13 protein-coding genes are annotated in these 18,119 nt (G+C 73.5%); 8 read left to right on the top strand and 5 right to left on the bottom strand.

The features are described 5' to 3' along the window. The first annotated feature begins 2 nt into the window (after positions 1-2). On the top strand, positions 3-851 hold the full coding sequence (locus tag AB0E24_RS11360; RefSeq protein WP_079259344.1) for a LysR family transcriptional regulator: 849 nt from the start codon (positions 3-5) through the stop codon (positions 849-851). 83 nt (positions 852-934) lie between these two features. Here the strand turns inward: AB0E24_RS11360 and AB0E24_RS11355 are convergent, their stop codons facing one another. Then, positions 935-1,333, bottom strand: coding sequence for a PPOX class F420-dependent oxidoreductase (locus tag AB0E24_RS11355; protein WP_069867115.1), 399 nt, complete (start codon positions 1,331-1,333; stop codon positions 935-937). A gap of 168 nt (positions 1,334-1,501) precedes the next feature. Here AB0E24_RS11355 and AB0E24_RS11350 point away from each other — a divergent pair, with 168 nt between their 5' ends. The 3 genes from AB0E24_RS11350 (at position 1,502) to AB0E24_RS11340 (ending at position 7,422) form a co-directional block, all read left to right on the top strand. Beyond that, a complete protein-coding gene (locus tag AB0E24_RS11350) occupies positions 1,502-2,980 on the top strand; it encodes a dihydrolipoyl dehydrogenase family protein (protein WP_359376229.1) in 1,479 nt (492 codons plus the stop codon). Positions 2,981-4,639: 1,659 nt separating this feature from the next. Further along, positions 4,640-5,587, top strand: a complete 948-nt coding sequence (locus AB0E24_RS11345) for a protein phosphatase 2C domain-containing protein (protein WP_359376226.1) — start codon at positions 4,640-4,642, stop codon at positions 5,585-5,587. Positions 5,588-5,679: 92 nt separating this feature from the next. Beyond that, positions 5,680-7,422: a pyruvate dehydrogenase gene (locus AB0E24_RS11340; protein ID WP_069867113.1), complete on the top strand. Its 1,743-nt coding sequence runs from the start codon at positions 5,680-5,682 to the stop codon at positions 7,420-7,422. A gap of 83 nt (positions 7,423-7,505) precedes the next feature. On the opposite strand, the gene AB0E24_RS11335 is transcribed toward AB0E24_RS11340, so the two are convergent. Further along, positions 7,506-10,691, bottom strand: a complete 3,186-nt coding sequence (locus AB0E24_RS11335; protein WP_359376222.1) for an alpha-mannosidase — start codon at positions 10,689-10,691, stop codon at positions 7,506-7,508. A 328-nt stretch (positions 10,692-11,019) separates the two neighbouring features. Here AB0E24_RS11335 and AB0E24_RS11330 point away from each other — a divergent pair, with 328 nt between their 5' ends. Further along, complete coding sequence (locus tag AB0E24_RS11330; RefSeq protein ID WP_370685055.1) at positions 11,020-11,406, top strand: ATP-binding protein; 387 nt, start codon at positions 11,020-11,022, stop codon at positions 11,404-11,406. A 98-nt stretch (positions 11,407-11,504) separates the two neighbouring features. Here AB0E24_RS11330 and AB0E24_RS11325 read toward each other — a convergent pair whose 3' ends face one another. Next, entirely contained in the window at positions 11,505-12,665 is a 1,161-nt protein-coding gene (locus tag AB0E24_RS11325; RefSeq protein ID WP_069867111.1) for a DUF2637 domain-containing protein, read from the bottom strand. Positions 12,666-13,011: 346 nt separating this feature from the next. Between AB0E24_RS11325 and AB0E24_RS11320 the strand changes: the two genes are divergently transcribed. Beyond that, the gene (locus tag AB0E24_RS11320) at positions 13,012-13,701 is read left to right on the top strand and encodes a GntR family transcriptional regulator (protein ID WP_102937019.1); all 690 of its coding nucleotides are present in this window, start codon (positions 13,012-13,014) and stop codon (positions 13,699-13,701) included. 176 nt (positions 13,702-13,877) lie between these two features. Here AB0E24_RS11320 and AB0E24_RS11315 read toward each other — a convergent pair whose 3' ends face one another. Both AB0E24_RS11315 and AB0E24_RS11310 read right to left on the bottom strand, forming a co-directional pair. Next, positions 13,878-14,759 (bottom strand): hypothetical protein, encoded by an 882-nt coding sequence (locus tag AB0E24_RS11315; RefSeq protein ID WP_093703273.1) that lies wholly within the window; start codon positions 14,757-14,759, stop codon positions 13,878-13,880. A 111-nt stretch (positions 14,760-14,870) separates the two neighbouring features. Beyond that, entirely contained in the window at positions 14,871-16,661 is a 1,791-nt protein-coding gene (locus AB0E24_RS11310) for a PucR family transcriptional regulator ligand-binding domain-containing protein (protein ID WP_359376217.1), read from the bottom strand. A 233-nt stretch (positions 16,662-16,894) separates the two neighbouring features. Here AB0E24_RS11310 and AB0E24_RS11305 point away from each other — a divergent pair, with 233 nt between their 5' ends. Both AB0E24_RS11305 and AB0E24_RS11300 read left to right on the top strand, forming a co-directional pair. Next, positions 16,895-17,785 carry an FAD binding domain-containing protein gene (locus AB0E24_RS11305; protein ID WP_069867107.1) on the top strand — a complete coding sequence of 297 codons (891 nt, stop codon included), beginning with the start codon at positions 16,895-16,897 and terminating at the stop codon, positions 17,783-17,785. Beyond that, the coding region (locus tag AB0E24_RS11300; protein ID WP_359376214.1) for a (2Fe-2S)-binding protein at positions 17,776-18,119 on the top strand (344 nt) is incomplete at its 3' end. The genes AB0E24_RS11305 and AB0E24_RS11300, both read left to right, overlap by 10 nt.

Below are 18,119 nucleotides of genomic sequence, written 5' to 3'. Positions count from 1 at the left end.
AGATGGAACTGAGAGCGCTGCACTATTTCGTGACCGTCGCCGAGGAGCTGCACTTCGGGCGCGCGGCGCAGCGGCTGCGTATCGTGCAGCCGGCGGTGAGCCAGCAGATCTCCCGGCTCGAGCGTGAGCTCGGCGTGGTCCTGCTCGAACGCACCTCACGTCGGGTACGGCTCACCCCGGCCGGTGAACGGGTGCTCACCGCGGCCCGTGAGACCCTCGCCGCGGCGGCCCGGGTACGGGTGGTCGCCGGAGAACCCGCGGCCGCTCTGCGGATCGGAGTGGCGTCCTGCGTCACCCAACGGCTCGACCGGGCGCTGGACCGCCTGCGCGACAGCGAACGCCCCGCCGAGCCGGAGCTGATCGACCTGCCGGTGACCGCGCGCCTCGACGCCGTCCGCGACGGCGTGCTGGACCTGGCGCTGGTACGGGGCGCGGTGACGGCCGCGGCCGTGACCGTGGCGCGCGCGTGGTCCGAGCCGCTGCACGCGGTGGTCGCGCGCACCCACCACGCCGCCGGGAAGCCCGCGGTCGGCCTGGACGACCTCGACCCGCGCGGGCTGCGGCTCCCCGCCCGTGACAGTGACCCGCCGCTGCACGACGCGATCCTCGCCGTCCTGCCCGTGGCTCCGGTGCGGCCGCCCGCAGGGGATCTGCTCAATGTGCTGTTCGAGGTGGGCCGGGACCCCGAGGGCTGGACACTGATACCGGCCGAGCAGCTCACCGGGGCCCATTCCGAGCGACTGCTCCAGGTGCCGCTCGACCCGCCGATGACCGTGGACGGCCATGTCATTACATCGCTGACGACACCGGGGCGGTGCGTGGCGTCGTACGTGGCCGCGTTCGCGGACTGAACTCCCGCCCTCGGGGCAGCCGGGCGGCTGCCCCATTCGGCCCGGCCCTTCCCGGCATCGGCTTATCGATTCATCGGTGCTGGTCAGTCCACGGTCCGGCTCATCGCACGGGGGACGTCCTCCAGGCCCCAGCTGTACACCCAGCGCGGATGGATCCGGATGACCTCCTGGCTCAAATGGGCGCCCAGGGTATGCGGCCCCGTGCGCCGCTCCGCCTCCCCGCGGATCTCCACCCCGCACACCAGCCACGGCTGCTCGCTCACCAGGCTGTCCACGACCAGCGCCACCTTCGGATTCGTCTCCGTGTTGCGCCACTTCTTCGTCCTGCCCATGGCGAAGCCGCCGATGTCGACCGTGCCGTCCTCGTTGAGGAAGAACGCCACCGGGTTGGCCTGCGGCTGGCCGTGCTCGTCCACGGTGGCCAGCCGGCCGATCCGCTGCGATCCGAGATATCCGGTCTCGGGTTCCGTGAAAACAGTCATGCGTTCACTGTCGCGCTGCCGCGCCCCGTGCGCATGAGACGACGGAACCGGCACCGCCCGCGCCGGGAGCGGTCGGCCGAAACGCCGATTGGGGTGGCTGCGCGCGGTAACTCGACGCCACGATGACCCTGAGACGGTGATGGACACGGAGCGAGAGAGCGGGTTGCGATGAACCAGGCCACGGACGAGTACGACGTCATCGTGCTGGGCGCGGGCCCGGTCGGCGAGAATCTGGCCGATCGGACCCGGGCCGCCGGGCTTTCCACGGTGATCGTGGAGCATGAGCTGGTCGGCGGTGAATGCTCGTACTGGGCCTGTATCCCCAGTAAGGCACTGCTGCGGCCGGTGCTCGCGCGGGCCGAGGCACGCCATGTGCCGGGGCTGCGGCAGGCGGTCGACGGGCCGCTGGTGGCGGCCGATGTCCTCGCCCACCGCGATGAGGAGGTCGGCGACTGGAAGGACGACGGCCAGATCTCCTGGCTGGAGTCGGTCGGGATCGACCTGGTGCGCGGCCATGGGCGGCTGGTCGGGCCGCGGCGGGTCGCGGTGACGCCTGCGGTCGGACCGGACGGGGCGGACGGGGCGGACGCATCCGGTGGTGAGGAGCGGATCCTCACCGCCCGGCACGCCGTGGCCGTCTGCACCGGAACCGGCGCCGCGCTGCCCGATCTGCCCGGGATCGCCGAGGTCCGCCCCTGGACCAGCCGGGAGGCCACCAGCTCCGGCACGGTGCCGAAGCGGCTGATCATCATCGGCGGTGGTGTGGTGGCCTCCGAGATGGCCACGGCCTGGAACGGACTCGGCTCACGCGTCACCGTGCTGGTGCGCGGCTCCGGGCTGCTGGGCCGGATCGAGCCGTTCGCGGGCGAGCTGGTGGCCGAGACGTTGAAGGAGGCGGGGGTCGAGATCCGTACCGGTACGTCGGTGAAGGGCCTCGCCCGGCCGGGCGGAGCCGAGGGCCCGGTCACGGTGACCCTCGAGAGCGGGGAACGGCTCGAGGCGGACGAGGTGCTCTTCGCCACCGGGCGCACCCCGCACACCGCGGACCTGGGCCTGGAGACGGTGGGGCTCGAACCGGGCGGCTGGCTGACGGTCGACGAGACCTGCCGGGTGCGGGACGTAACGGACGGCTGGCTGTACGCGGCGGGCGACGTCAACCGCAAGGCGCTCCTCACCCACCAGGGCAAATACCAGGCTCGGATCGCGGGCGCGGCGATCGGCGCACGCGCGCGGGGCGCCGGGCGGCTGGACACCGGCCGCTGGGGCGAATACGCGACCACCGCGGACGAGGCGGCCGTACCGCAGGTCGTCTTCACCGACCCGGAGGTCGCCGCGGTCGGGCTGACCGCCGAGCAGGCCGAGGCCGAAGGCCGCAACATCCGCGTCGTCGACTACGACATGGGCCATGTCGAGGGCGCAGTGCTGTACGCGGACGGCTACCGCGGCCGGGCCCGGATGGTCGTCGACCTGGACCGCGGCCATCCGATCGGCGTCACCTTCGTGGGCCCGGGGGTCAGCGAACTGCTCCACTCGGCGACGGTCGCGGTGGCGGGCGAGATCCCCATCGAACGCCTGTGGCACGCGGTCCCGTCGTTCCCCACGATCAGCGAGGTATGGCTCCGGCTACTGGAGACATACCGCGGCTGACGCCGCGGGGCTGCCCCTGGCTCCGCCATAGCTCCGGGCTTGGCTCCGGCTTGGGCTCGGGGCATGGCTCGGGCCCAAGCCCCGGCTTGGGCTGAGGGGCCTGGCCCAGGCTTCGGGCCTGGCCCGGCCCTGGCCCGGTCTTGGCCCCGGCCCGCCCCGGCCCCCGGTACTCGGCTCCCGGGGGACAGGGAATGCGCCGCGGCACGGGTGGCTCGTCGTCCGGCGCTCCCATCTGGGCTCAGGGGCGGACTGCGGGGCCTGGCGCCTGGAGCGCAACGCCTGGCGCGCTCGGGCTGGCTTGAGCGGATCTTGGGCGGGCCTCGTGCCGGTCATCGCGTGGTGTTCCCGTAGAGCCTCCCTGTGGACAATGTGGGGATGAGCCAGCAGGGCGACCGACGCCGTCATGAGGACGACTGGTGGGGCGAGTTGTACGACCCGCGGCGTGCCGACGCGGGGCCCGCGTCGGCCTCGGACTCCGTGGACGACCGGTTCGATTCGGCCTCCCGCACGCTCGCCGGCGGCGGGGACGCCGGTAACCAGAGACCGGCCGCGGGCGCCCCCTGGGGCCCGCGGACGGGGGAGTCGGGCGGTGGCGCCCCGGGCTCCGGCGCCGATGCGGAAGGTGGCCCGCAGGGGTGGCGATCTCCCGCCGGCGAGGGGCCCGGCGCCGCACTGCCCTCACAGGGCGGCACGGGAGCCGATGCCGCAGAGGGCGGCACCGGAGGCTCCGGTGCCGCCCAGGGTGGCATAACAGGTTCCGGCATCCCGCAGGGTGGCATTGCGGGTTCCGGTGCCGCCCAGGGGGGTTATGCGGGTTCCGATGCCGGGTCAGGACGCTCTGGTTCCTCGGGGCCGGGCGCCGGATGGGGCGAAGCGGACTCGGGGGCCGGGCCGGGCGACGAGACCCCCGGGGCCGCCTCGCCCACACAGGGCGGCGCGGGTTCCGGCGCCCGGCAGGGTGGCTACGCGGGGTTCGGCGCCACACCGCCCTCCCAGCGCCAGCGTGACAACGCTGGATCCGGCCCGGCGGAGGGCCGCACGGGAGGCGGTGCCGCAGAGCGCGGCGCGGGTTCAGCGGGGTCAGGGGACGCTCCTGGGCCTGCGGGTTCATGGGATGCTCCCGGACGCTCCGGCCCTGGGAACGCCCCGGGGCGCCTGGGCCCGGAGAACGAGCCCAGGCGCACCGGTCCGGAGGGTGCCCCTGGGCGTAGTGGCCCGGGGAGCATGCCTGGCCCCACGGGCTCGGAGGGTGCCCCTGGGCGTACTGGCCCGGAGGGTGCCTCCGGCCGTACTGGCCCGGGAAGCGCCCCCGGCCGCACGGGCCCGGAAGGTGACCCTGGACGTACCGGTCCCGGGAGTGTGCCTGGCCGCACCGGCCCGGACAGCGCCCCCGGGCGCAGCGGCTTCGAGGGTGCCTTCGGGCGCACGGGTCCCGATGGCTCCCCTGGACGCTCCGGCCCAGAGCGCGCCCCCGGCCGCACCGGCCCGGAGAGCGTGGCCGGGCGCGCCGGTCCCGGTGATGCGCCCAGCCGCGTCGGGGGCTCGGCGGTGCCGTCCTCGTCGCCATCTCGCAGCCCCGGGCCGTCCGTTCCGCCTCGTTTCGCCGGGGGCGTCGGCCCCGATCCCTCTCGGCCCTGGCGGGCCGCGGCGGCTTCGTATGTGGGGGACGAGCCGCCCACGTACGAGGCCGAGCCGACCACACTGCCCGTCGCCGATCCCGAGGATCTTCGGGATCTGGTGCCCGACACCGTGCTGGAAGGGGCCCGCTACGGCACGCTGACGCTCCGGGCCGTCTCGCTGCGTGGCGATGCGGCACGCTATCGGGGCGAGCCGCGGCGGGACGCGTTGCTCGCGGTGCGGTTCGGGACCGGGGACAGCGCGCTCATCCTGATCGCCGTGGCGACCGGGCAGCGGGCGGTTCCGGGGGCGCACCGGGTGGCCCGCGAGCTGTGCGAGTGGATCGCCGGGGCGGTCGGCAGCAATCAGCAACGGCTGACCGAGGACATCCACACCGCCAACCGCGGCGCGCTCAGCTCCGGGCTGAATCGGCTCACCGGCCGTGCCTACGGGCGGCTGCGCGCGGGCGCGACCGTACGCGGCCTCGCGCCCGCCGACCACACCGCGTCGTTGCGCTGTCTGCTGCTCCCGGCGCATCCGGCCTGCCGTACCCGGGTGTTCTTCGGCGTCGGTGACGGCGGGCTGTTCCGGCTGCGTGACGGCGTCTGGCAGGACCTGGAACCCGAAGGGGGCGAGCGGGACACCGTGGGCGGCCCCGTCCTCGGCTACGGCGGCCGCCCGCCCGTCCAGCGGCCGTCCCACGACCCCAATCCGAGCCGGGAACCGAACCCCGATCCTGACCCCGACCCCGCCCCCGCCCACGGGCCCTTCCGTTTCCGCGCCTCCGTCGCCCGACCGGGCGACACGCTTCTGCTGTGCAGCGCGGGCCTCGCCGACCCCCTGCGCGGCGAGGCGGCCCTCGCCGGCCGCTTGGCCGAACGCTGGGGCACGGCGGAGCCGCCGGGCCTCGCCGCGTTCCTCGCCGACGCCCAGACCGGGGTGAAGGGATACGCCGACGACCGTACGGCGGCCGCCGTCTGGGAGGCGTAAGCGTGCCGTCCATGGGTTGATGGACAAAAGGTGGGTGACGGGCAAACGTCACCCACCCCATCCACCCGGGACGAAAAGGATGAGGGCGCGCGATGGCCAAGCAGACCGTGGCGGAGCAATACGTGGACATCCTGGTGCGCGCCGGGGTGCGGCGGATGTACGGGGTGGTGGGCGACAGTCTCAACCCCGTGGTGGACGCGATCCGCCGCAACGCCGCGATCGAGTGGATCCAGGTGCGGCACGAGGAGACCGCCGCGTTCGCCGCCGGTGCGGAGGCGCAGCTCACCGGGTCCCTCGCCGCCTGCGCGGGCTCCTGCGGCCCCGGGCATGTCCATCTGATCAACGGGCTCTACGACGCCCACCGCTCCATGGCCCCGGTCCTCGCCCTCGCCTCGCACATCCCCAGCAGCGAGATCGGCACCAGCTACTTCCAGGAGACCCACCCCGAGCGGCTGTTCCAGGAGTGCAGCCACTACTGCGAGCTGATCTCCCACCCCCAGCAGATGCCCCGCGTCGTGCAGACCGCCGTTCAGCACGCGATCGGCCGCAGCGGGGTCAGCGTGGTGGCCCTCCCCGGCGATATCGCCGCCCGCCCGGCGCCCGAGCGTGCCGAGGAGCACGCCCTGGTGACCTCCCGGCCCACCGTGCGCCCGGGCGACGCGGAGATCGACCGGCTGGCCGCCATGGTCAACCGGGCGGAGCGGGTGACCCTCTTCTGCGGCAGGGGCTGCGCCGGGGCACACGATGAGGTGATGGCCTTCGCCGAGCTGGTGAAGGCGCCGGTGGGGCACGCCCTGCGCGGCAAGGAGTGGATCCAGTACGACAACCCGTACGACGTCGGCATGAGCGGTCTGCTCGGCTACGGCGCGGCCTACGAGGCCACCCATGAGTGCGATCTGCTGATCCTGCTGGGCACCGACTTCCCGTACGGCGCCTTCCTGCCCGCCGATGTGCGGACCGTGCAGGTGGACGTACGCGCCGAACACCTGGGCCGCCGCTCCAAGCTGGACCTGGCCGTCTGGGGCGATGTCCGGGAGACGCTGGGCTGTCTGACGCCGAAGGTGCACCCCAAGGCCGACCGCCGCTTCCTCGACCGCATGCTGAAGAAGCACGCCGACGCGCTGGAGGGCGTGGTCAAGGCGTACACCCGCAGGGTCGACCGGCATATCCCGATCCACCCGGAGTACGTGGCCTCGGTGCTGGACGAGGAGGCCGCCGACGACGCGATCTTCACCGTGGACACCGGGATGTGCAATGTGTGGGCCGCGCGCTATCTGTCCCCCAACGGCCGCCGCCGGGTGATCGGCTCCTTCACCCACGGTTCGATGGCCAACGCGCTGCCGCAGGCGATCGGCGCCCAGTTCATGGACCGCCGCCGCCAGGTGATCTCGATGTCAGGCGACGGCGGATTCACCATGCTGATGGGCGACTTCCTCACCCTCGTCCAGTACGACCTGCCGGTGAAGGTGATCCTCTTCAACAACTCCGCGCTGAGCATGGTCGAGCTGGAGATGCTGGTCTCGGGCCTGCCCCCGCACGGCACGGCCTACCGCAACCCCGACTTCGCCCAGATCGCCCGCGCCGCCGGGGTGTACGGCGAGCGGGTGGAGAAGCCCAAGCGGCTGCGGTCCGCGCTGCGCGCCGCGTTGCACCACAAGGGGCCCGCGCTCCTGGACATCGTCACGGACCCCAACGCGCTGTCCATCCCGCCGAAGATCAAGGCGGAGATGGTGACCGGCTTCGCGCTCTCGGCCAGCAGGATGGTGCTGGAAGGGGGCGTCGGCAAGATGGTCCAGATGGCCCGCTCGAACCTCCGCAACGTGCCGCGTCCCTGAACATGAGCAGTCTCCGGGCCCCCGGTCGGCCGGGGCTCGACTTCCGAGCCCCGGCCGGCCGGGAAGCCCCGGCCGTCAGTCCCTCAGCGCACCGGCCGCAGCCGCAGCGTGAGGATCTGGTGCGGGCGCAGGGCCAGGGTCAGCCCGCCCGGGCCCGTGGCCGCCTCGTGGAGTGGCCGCTCCAGTAGGTCCGTCACATCAGCCCCGAGCACCGGGAAGCCGGTGACCAGCGTGCCCGCCGCCCGGCCGCCCTGGGACTCGTACAGCCGCACCACCACATCGCCGCTGCGGTCCTCGGCCAGCTTGACCGACTCGATCGTGATCGCGGGGTTGTCCACCGACACCACCGGCGCCCGCTCGGCCGGTCCGGCGGGTACGGTGCGCAGCGGCAGGTTGAGGGCGAGCCCCTCGGCCACCGCCTCGGCGACGCCCGCGCCCGGCAGCAGGGCGTAGCGGAAGCGGTGGACGCCCAGGTCGGTCTCCGGGTCGGGGCTGTGCGGGGCGCGCAGCAGGGTGAGCCGCACGGTGGTGCCCAGCACCTCGCCCGCGCCGTCGGTGCCCTCGCCCGTGCCGTCGTCCGTGTCATGCGCCGTACGGGTCACATCGTGGCCGTACGTGGAGTCGTTGAGCACCGCCGTCCCGTACCCGGGCTCGGCGACCCGCAGCCAGCGGTGTGCGCAGATCTCGAACCGGGCCGCGTCCCAGCTGGTGTTGGTGTGGGTGGCGCGGTCCACATGGCCGAACTGGATCTCCGCGGTGGACACCTTGGCGTGGATGTCCAGCGGGAACGCCGCCTTGAGGACCTTCTCCGACTCCTGCCAGTCCACCTCCGTGGCGATGTCGAGACGCCGGTCGCCCGCGGCCAGCGTCAGCTCCTGGGTGATGCGGGAGGCGCCGAAGGACCGTATGACCCGGACCGTGGCGCGCAGCGGGCCGGACTCGATCAGCTCGACGGACTCGGCGCCGGTCAGATCGGTGTGGGAGCGGCGGTAGTGCCGGTCGATGTCCCAGGCGTCCCAGTGGTTGGGGTGGTCGGGGTGAAGCTGGAGGAGGTTGCCGCGGGAGCCCGGGGCCAGCACCTCACGGCTCGCGTCCAGGTCCAGTACCGAGGTCAGCAGCCCCTCGGCGTCGATGGTCACCCGCAGCCGGTCGTTGTCCAGGACGATGGACTGGCCGTCGCTCAGGGCGGTCACCGGCGGTGCCCCATGGGGTGCGCCACTGGTGGCGGCCGCGGCCCGCGGGGCGGCGCCCAGGGGTGCCGCGCCCAGCCCGGCGACCCGCACCGCGACCGCCGTACGGCCCTCGTCCAGCGGCTGGACCGGGGCCCCGGAGGGCAGGGCGGCCGCGGTCTCCGCGTCCAGGACGGCGATCTCCTCGCGCTCGTACGGCGAGGCGTTGAGCACGGTCGGTCCGGCGCCGCCCAGCGCCGCCACCGCCTCCGCGACGATCCCCTCCAGCTCGGCGAAGACCATCTCGTAGGTGTCCCGCGCCTCGCGGTGCACCCAGGCGATCGACGAGCCGGGCAGGATGTCGTGGAACTGGTGCAGCAGCACCGTCTTCCAGATCCGGTCCAGGGCGTCGTACGGATAGGCGTAGCCGGGTGTGTGCAGCGCGGCGGCGGTGGCCCACAGCTCGGCCTCCCGCAGCAGATGCTCGCTGCGCCGGTTGCCCTGTTTGGTCTTGGCCTGGGTGGTGTACGTGGCCCGGTGCAGCTCCAGATACAGCTCGCCCGACCACACCGGCGCCTTGGCCCCGTACTCCCGCTCGGCCTCCGTGAAGAACGCCGAAGGCGGCTGGATCTCGACGGTCGGCGAGCCCTCCAGGGAGGCGAGCCGCCGCGCCTTCTCCATCATCTCGCGGGTCGGGCCGCCACCGCCGTCGCCGTAGCCGAAGGGCACCAGCGAGCGCGTGGCCAGCCCCTTGTCGGCGAAGTTCCGCTCGGCGTGGGCGAGTTCGGCGGCGCTGAACTGGGCGTTGTAGGTGTCCACCGGCGGGAAGTGGGTGAAGACCCGGGTGCCGTCGATGCCCTCCCACCAGAAGCTGTGGTGCGGCATCTTGTTGGACTGGTTCCACGACAGCTTCTGGGTGAGGAACCACCTCACCCCCGCCAACTTGGCGAGCTGCGGGAAGGCGGCGGTGTAGCCGAAGGAGTCCGGCAGCCAGATCTCCTCGGTGTCCACCCCCAGCTCCTCCAGGAAGAACCGCTTGCCGTGCACGATCTGCCGGGCCAGCGCCTCACCGCCGGGCATATTGGCGTCCGACTCGACCCACATCGAGCCCACCGGTGCCCAGTTGCCGTCCGCCACCGCCTTCTTGATCCGCTCCCAGATATGCGGCTGGTTCTCCTTCACCCAGGCGTACTGCTGCGCCTGTGAGCAGGCGAAGACCAGCTCCGGGTACTCGCCCGCGAGCGCGGTGACATTGGCGAAGGTGCGGGACGCCTTGCGCACAGTCTCGCGCAGCGGCCACAGCCACGCCGAGTCGATATGGGCGTGCCCGGCCGCCGAGACCCGGTGCGCGCTCGCGTGCGCGGGACGGCTCAGCACCTCGGTCAGCTCGGCGCGGGCGGCGGCCGCGGTGGCGGGGACATCGTGCAGATCGAGCGCGTCCAGCGCGTTCTCCAGGGCGCGCAGGACCTCATGGCGGCGCGGCCGGTCCCGCGGCAGCTCGCGCATCAGCTCCGACAGCACCTCGATGTCCAGGACCAGATGCCAGACGGTCTCGTCGAGGACGGCCAGCTCGGCCGAGGCGAAGCGGTACAGCGGCTCGTCCCCGGCGGTCAGCACATCGCCGAGCCGGGTCGGGGTGAAGCCGTCGCGCAGCACGGACGGATTGGCGGCGGCCTCCAGCAGCAGCCGTACGGGCTCGCCACCGGCCGCCGGGGCCGCGACCGGGATATGGCGGTTGCGCGGATGGATGCCCTTGATCGGCACCCCCTCCGCGTCGTACACCAGCCCCTCGGCCTGGAACCCCGGGCCGTCGTCGGTGAAGCCCGGGTCGATGACGGCCTCCACCCGCCGCCCCGCCCACTCCTCGGGCACCGCGCCCTCCAGCCGGAACCACCAGGTCGACCACGGACTGCCCCAGTCCGTGCCGGTGGTGAACGGCTCGTACGTGCCCGCCAGCGCCTCCGCGACCGGCACCGGCTCACCGGGGGTGCGCCATGCGGAGAGGGTCAGCGGCACCCGGGCCGTGTACTGGGCGGGCCTGATGAACTGGCGCAGCGCGCGGTCCAGGCGCCCCTCCACCAGTGGTCGGTCGTCGTGCATCACGGCTCCTCGGCTCGCGCTCGATGGATCACTCAGCGGATCACATCGAACATTTCCCTCGGTGTGTAGGGGGCAACACGCGGGCATGCATTTCCGTGAGCGTGTTCGACGACATTCGACGCTGGCCGTCACCTCGGGGCGGCCGGGGCGGGGGAGGATGAAGCGTCAGCCTGTACGGTCGGGCCGGGGGAGCGGCAGACCGGATGCGAGACCGAAGGCCGCGGGGGCTGTTCCCGGATCCGCGGACGCCGTTCGGCAAGCAGCGGGGGTCGCCCCGGAGACCGCGGGGGCCGTTCCGGCGGAGCGTGGCCCGGCGCTGACCAAGCGATTGGCGCGCGGCGACCTCGCGGCGGTGGCGCGGGTCCGCGCGGAGCTGCGCGAGATGCTGCGGCACTGGGGCGGGCCCGGCCGCGCCGATCTGGCCGAGCTGCTCACCAGCGAGCTGGTGACCAACGCGCTGGTGCACACCGACCGGGGTGCGCGGATCACGGCCGCGCTGGGGGACGGGCCGGGCGCGCGCGTCACCGGGCGATTACGGGTGGAGGTGCGGGACTTCGTGTCCCGGCACCCGACGCTGCGCGACCGGCCCGCCGAGGACAGCACATCCGGGCGGGGACTGCTGTTGGTGCATACGCTCGCGGACGCCTGGGGCGTGCGGGCGCACGGGGTGGGCAAGGTCCTGTGGTTCGAACTCGAAGCCGAAGGCGTTCCGTAGCCGCGCCCCGCGGAGGTGCGGTGCGATGGCGCGTTCACGGATCCGCCGGGCGGCGGGCGGGGACATGTGCCCCCGCCCCGGCCACCCGCTCGGCCCGCTCAGCCGAAGGCGCGCTCGATCTGCGCCAGCTTCTCCTCGAGGGAGTCCAGCCGCGGGATGGTGAGGGTGTCGTCCTCGGCGGTGAGATCGATGGTACGGGGACTGTCGGCCTCGGCGTCCTTGTCCTTCTCACCGAAGCCGAAGCTGAAATCCCGTTCGCGGCCCTTGTCCCGGTCATGGCCCAGGTCGCCGGTGGCGGACTCGGCGCCGCGCGCGGACCGCAGAGCGGGCCGGGCGGAGGCCCCGGCCAGCTGGGCCTGCTCCGGGACCCCGGCGGTCTCCAGCATGTTCTCGCCCATGGCAGGCTCCGAACCGAGCTGCGCGGGCGGCGGGGTGGCGGCGGTGACCTCCACCTGACGGCCGCCGCGACGGCCCCATATCCGGTGCTGCCGGTTGATCGCCCGGATCCGGGCCCGGTCCAGCTTCTCCTGATCGCGCCGGCGGGCGCGGTTGTCTTCCTTCTCGCGCCGGTCCTCGCGGACCTCCTCGACCGCCTCGTCCAGCGTCCGCACGTTCTCCAGCAGCATCAGCGACCATGCGGCGAAGGTCTCGCGCGGAGCGCGCAGCCAGCGGACGACGCGGATCTGCGGCAGCGGCCGCGGCACCAGGCCCTGCTCGCGCAGCGCCGCCCGGCGGGTCTGCTTCAGGGCCCGGTCGAAGAGGACCGCCGCCGAGAGCGACATGCCCGCGAAGAACTGCGGGGCGCCCGCGTGGCCCATGCCGCGCGGTGCGTGCACCCAGTTGAACCAGGCCGCCGCGCCCGCGAACAGCCACACCAGCATGCGCGAGCCCAGCGCCGCGTCACCGTGGCTGGCCTCCCGCACCGCCAGCACCGAGCAGAACATCGCCGCGCCGTCGAGACCGAACGGCACCAGGTACTCCCAGCCGTTGGTCAGCGCCAGGTTCTCCCGTCCGAAGCCCACCAGGCCCTGGAAGGAGAGCGCTGCGGCCACCCCGGCGCAGCAGAACAGCAGAACATAGGCGGCCATCCCATAGATGGCCTCCTTACGGCGCCGACGCTCCTCGCTGCGCTCCCATGAGTCGGTCGTGACGCTCTCGTCCTTCTTCCGTCGGCCGCGCGCGAGGACAACCGCCGCCCCCACGACGCCGGCGAGCGCTACGACGACTGGCAGGACCAGCGATATGTCGGTCAGTCTCATCCGGTGCCCCTTGATTGGCTTCCATGAAGTTCCGGCCGCAGTGCGGCCTACCGCGCGCGACATCCTGGCGGAATCCTGCCGGGCCTCGAGCGGTTTTGGGACAAGAGGCCGCCAAGTAGGCGGGGGGACACGCGTATAGGTGCGATGCGATCCGAACACTCGCGCTGTGCAAGCGGCTTGATTCTATTCACGGAACCCGATCGCGGGTAATCCGACCGATCGGCATGGCGGTCGGCATACTGTCCGTGCACACGGAGCAACGTTACTGCGACCTTAAATGATGTTTACGGGCTTTGCCCCGGGGCGGCCTCCGCATATCGTTCGATGGGATGTCAGGAGGACCGGAGTGGAGCAGTCCGAAGCACACGTGGCGATGGAGCGGCCGCCCTCCTGCGGCGCGCCCTCGGCACGCAGGTCCCCGCGCCGCCACTCGGTGCGCGGCCAGATCCTGGACGCCCTGCGGGACGCGCTGGCCGGCGGTGAGCTGATCCCGGGCGAGGTGTACTCCGCCCCGGTCCTCGCCGAGCGCTTCGGCGTCTCCCCCACCCCCGTACGGGAGGCCATGCAGCAGCTCGCGGGCGAGGGCGCCGTCGAGGTCGTGCCCAACCGGGGCTTCCGGGTCGCCCGCCGCAGCGAGCGCGAGCTGGCCGAGCTGGCCGAGGTGCGGGCGCTGCTCGAGGTCCCGGTGTTGCTCAGCCTGGCCGAGGTGGTCGCGCCCGAGCGCTGGGCCGGGCTGCGGCCCTTCGCCGAGGCCACGGCCGCGGCCGCGGTGAGGGGCGACCGCGCCGCCTACCTGGAGTCGGACCGCACCTTCCACCAGACCGTGCTCGGTTTGGCCGGAAACCAGCAGCTCGTGATCGTCACCGACGATCTGCACCGCCGCGCCCAGTGGCCCCTGGCCTGCGGCCGGACCACCCGCACCGCCGACCTGGTCGCCGACGCGGAGGAGCATATGGCCCTGCTCGACGCCCTCGTCGCCCGCGACCTCGACACGGTCGAGTACCTCACCCGCGCCCACTTCGCCCCGACGGTCTGAGGGCCGCCGGGCCCCGGCCGTCCGAGGGGTGCGGTGACGGCGTACGAGCCCCGCGTACGGCCCCGGGCCATCTCAGCACCACCTCGACCCCACCCGAGCGACCTCCCTCGGCCACCTCTTCGGCCTGAGCCGGAGCGCCCCGGGGCGCGGTGTGCTCGCCCCGGGGCCGGGCCGGGTCAGTCGACGGTGTCCGCCGGGGCCAGCTGTTCCGCGAGCCAGACCGGGACGCCGCCCAGGAGGCGGACCAGACGGCCCGCCTCGGTGCGCAGCCGGGTGGCCTCCTCCGGGTCGGGTTCGACATCGGCCAGGGCGGCCAGGGCCGGGGCGATGCCGACCAGATAGCCCAGCTCCTCCCGGATCCGCAGCGACTCGGCGAAGCCGTGCCGGGCGTCCGGCAGATCGCCGTCGGCCTCCGCCATGGCGGCCAGATGGCGCCAGGTGAACGAGCGGAGCAAGGTGTCGCCGTGGGCCGCCGCGCCCGCGTGGGCGCGCTGGAAGGCGGCCGTCGCGCCGGTCGGATTGTGGGCGAGGTGCTGGGAGATCAGCCCGCGCCGGAAGTCCAGCAGCGGCCGGATCGCGGAACCCGGTGAGAGCAGCGCGGCGGCGCGGCCCAGCGCGGTCCGCGCCTCGTCGGCCCGGTCCCGCACCCCGAGCAGCGTGGACGCGTACGCCAGATAGCCCCGCTCGCACGCGGTCGCGCCCCGCTCGGTGTCGGTGAGCGCGAGCGCCTCGGCCGCCCGCAGGGCGTCCTCGGCCGCGTCCCAGCCCGTGGAGGTGTACATGCACCGTTCGATCAGGACGGCACTGCGCTTGAGCGCCGCCGAGGCGTCGTCCACCGCGTGTGGTGTCAGCAGCTCGGCGGCGTCCTTCCAACAGCCGCGCGAACGCAGCCGCCATACCGCCGTGTCGAGTGGGTCGTCCACGAGCGGGTCGAGCCCGCGCCCCGTTCGTACCTCGGAATGGGGATCTGACGATCCAGGTGGTGACATGGCGGTGTCCGCCACATTGCCCTCCCCAAGCGCGCCATCGAGCCGGAAGCTGTGGGCGAATCTCAGCATGAATGCGAGCGCCCGGCCAAGAGGTTGGTGTGAATGAATTCACAAACCCCTGGCAAGGGTGACGCCGCACTGGGGGCAGATGGGGTGTTCTCGGGGCGCTTTCGCGGCGCGTCAGCTCATGCGCAGCGCGAGGAAGAAGTCCAGTTTGTCCTCGAGGCGTGACAGGTCGCGCCCGGTGAGCTGCTCGATCCGGCCGACCCGGTAGCGCAAGGTGTTGACGTGCAGATGCAGCCGGGCGGCGCAGCGCGTCCAGGAGCCGTCGCAGTCCAGGAACGCCTCCAGGGTCGGGATCAGCTCGGCCCGATGGCGCCGGTCGTACTCGCGCAGCGGATCCAGCAGCCGGGCGGTGAAGGCGCGCCGCACATCGTCCGGGACGAAGGGGAGCAGCAGAACGTGCGAGGCCAGCTCCTGGTGGCCGGCCGCGCACACCCGCCCGGGGCGCGCGGCGGCGACGCGCCGGGCGTGCCGGGCCTCCTCCAGGGCGCCGCGCAGCCCGTCGGCGGAGTGGACGGCGGCGCTCACGCCGAGGGTCAGCCGGCCGTCGCCGTCCAGGCCACGGGAGAGCGGCTCCCGGACGGCGGCCAGCAGCGCGTCGGCGTGCAGCCCCTCGGCGTCCACGCCGCCGTCGTACGGGCCGTCGGCGAGTGCCGGGAGCGGGACCAGCGCCACCGCCTCGTCGCCGGTGTACGCCACGGCGATCCGGTCCGAGGGCTCGGGCCCGGACGCATACGGGTCGACCAGGATCTCCTCCAGCAGCGACTGGGCGACCCGGCCGCCGGGGGCGCCCCCGCCGCCCGGCGCCGAGCCCGTCCTGCCGCCCTCGCGTACGCCGCTCTGCCGCGCCCCGCTCTCCCGTGCCACACCCTCCCGCGCCCCGCCGCCCCCGTCCTCCGCCGCGGTGACGCCCCACTGCACCCGGGCCACCACCACCTGCCAGTGCGGCGCCGTGCCGAGCCCCGGCAGCAGCACCGGGGCGGCCACCCGCAGCCTGGCCGCCACCTCGGCGGGCGGCGCGCCCGTCTGGACCAGCTCCAGCACCTCCTGGGCGAGTCTGCGCCGCACCGTGCGGGACGCGTTCCGCCGGTCGCGCTCGACCGCGATCAGCTGGGTGACCCCATGGAGCAGATCCAGCCGCTCCTCCGGCCATTCGTCGGCGTCCGCGCCGACCACCAGCAGCCAGTCGGACAGCACGGTCTCGCGCACATCGTCGCCGGTGTCGCCGCTGCGGATGGGGAAGAGGGAGTACGTGACGCCGTCCGCGCCGGTCATCCGGTGCGGGCCGCGCCGCCCCTCGCGCAGGGCGGCCAGCTGCTCGCCCGCCAGCTGGGCGCGGACCTCCGCGGGCGGCTCGGGGGCCGCTCCGGCGGCGGTGGGCCCGGCGATCCGGCGGCCGGTGGAGGAGAGCACCCACGCGGCCAGGTCCAGGTCCGAGCGGAGCAGATCCAGGACCACCTCGGGGCCGCCGCCCGCGGGCCCGGACGTCATCAGCCGGCGGTGCCGGTCGACGACCGCCGCCAGATCCCCGGCCCGCTCACCGGAGACCTGGCGCACCACATGCTCGGTGATCGTGGCGAACGCGACATCCTCGACCACGGAGAACAGCGGCAGCCGATGCCGTCCGCAGGCCAGCACCAGATCCTCGGGCACGGCGCCCAGCTCGGCCTCGCCCGCCGCCAGCCCCGCCACCCCGGCCGCCGCGAGGATGCGGACGAACCGCTCGGAGTCCTCCGGTTCACGTCGCCAGGCGAGCCCGGTCAGCACGAGCTCACCGCCGGAGAGATAGCGGCTGGGGTCGCGCAGATCGGTGGTCATCACGCCGCGTACGGTGCGGTCCAGCTCGTCCTCGCCGCCGAGCAGCCGCAGTCCCAGGCTGTCGTTCTCCAGCAGTGCGCGCAGCCGCATGTGATGCCAGCCGATCTTGTTCCGTGTTGCCGGTCGAATACCGCGAGGTTTCCGGTCCCCGCCGTTCGTTCGAATCTACAAGACCCGCCGCCTGGCCAGCCAATTGCTTCATGTCTTCGGTGACTGCACCAGGTGGCCCACACCTCGGTCTACTGGCGGTGAGCCGTGTGCAGAGTTCTGGGAGGGCGCTCCCTCCCGCCCACGCCACGCCGACGATTCGAGAAGAGAGACCCATGGACTTCCTGCGCCCCGCCGGCTGGGAGGAGGCGCTCGCCGCGAAGGCCGAGCACCCCACCGCCGTGCCCATCGCGGGCGGCACCGATGTGATGGTCGAGATCAACTTCGATCATCGGCGGCCCGAGTACCTGCTCGATCTGACCCGCGTCGCCGAACTGGCCGAATGGGAGGTCACCGACCGTACGGTCCGGCTGGGCGCCGGGGTGCCGTACACCCGGATCATCGAGGAGCTCCGGGCCGAGCTGCCGGGGCTGGCGCTCGCCGCGCACACCGTCGGCTCACCGCAGATCCGCAACCGCGGCACCGTCGGCGGCAACCTCGGCGCCGCCTCGCCCGCCGGGGACGCCCATCCCGCGCTGCTCGCGGCCGGGGCCGAGGTGGAGGCGGCGTCGGTGCGCGGCACCCGGCTCATCCCGGTGGAGGAGTTCTTCACCGGGGTCAAGCGGCATGCCCTGGCGCCCGATGAGCTGATCCGGGCGGTGCACATCCGGAAGGCGGACGGTCCGCAGCAGTTCTCCAAGGTCGGCACCCGCAACGCGATGGTGATCGCGGTCTGCGCCTTCGCCGTCGCGCTCCATCCGCGCACCCGCACCGTGCGCACCGGCATCGGATCGGCCGCGCCCACGCCCGTACGGGCCCGGGAGGCCGAGGAGTTCCTGGGCGGGGCGCTCGAGGAGGGCGGCTTCTGGGACAGCGGCGCGCCCCTCGCCCCGTCGGTCGCCCGGCGGTTCGCCGAGCTGTGCGCCGGGGCGTGCCGTCCGATCGACGACGTACGCGGCACCGCCGCCTACCGCCGCCACGCGGTGGGGGTCATGGCGCGCCGCACGCTCGGCTGGACCTGGGAGGCGTATCGCGAGGGAGACGGGAGGACCGCACAGTGCGCGTGAACATGACGGTCAACGGGCGGCCGTATGCGGCCGATGACGTCTGGGAGGGCGAGTCCCTGCTGTACGTGCTGCGCGAGCGGATGGGGCTTCCCGGTTCGAAGAACGCCTGTGAGCAGGGCGAATGCGGTTCCTGCACGGTCCGCCTCGACGGGGTGCCGGTATGTGCGTGCCTGGTGGCGGCGGGGCAGGCCGAGGGCCGCGAGGTGGTCACCGTCGAGGGGCTCGCCGACCACGCCCGGCAGCGGTCCGCGCAAGCGGCTGGAGCCGTCTGCCCCGGTGAGCCCGAGGAGGGTCACCCGGGGGCGCCTGGGGCGACCCGCCCCGTGGAGCCCGA

The sequence above is a fragment of the Streptomyces malaysiensis subsp. malaysiensis genome, assembly GCF_040653035.1.
Lineage (GTDB): Bacteria > Actinomycetota > Actinomycetes > Streptomycetales > Streptomycetaceae > Streptomyces > Streptomyces malaysiensis.
The sequence above is the reverse complement of the archived record's forward strand: the minus strand, read 5'-3'. Positions and strand labels throughout refer to the sequence as shown.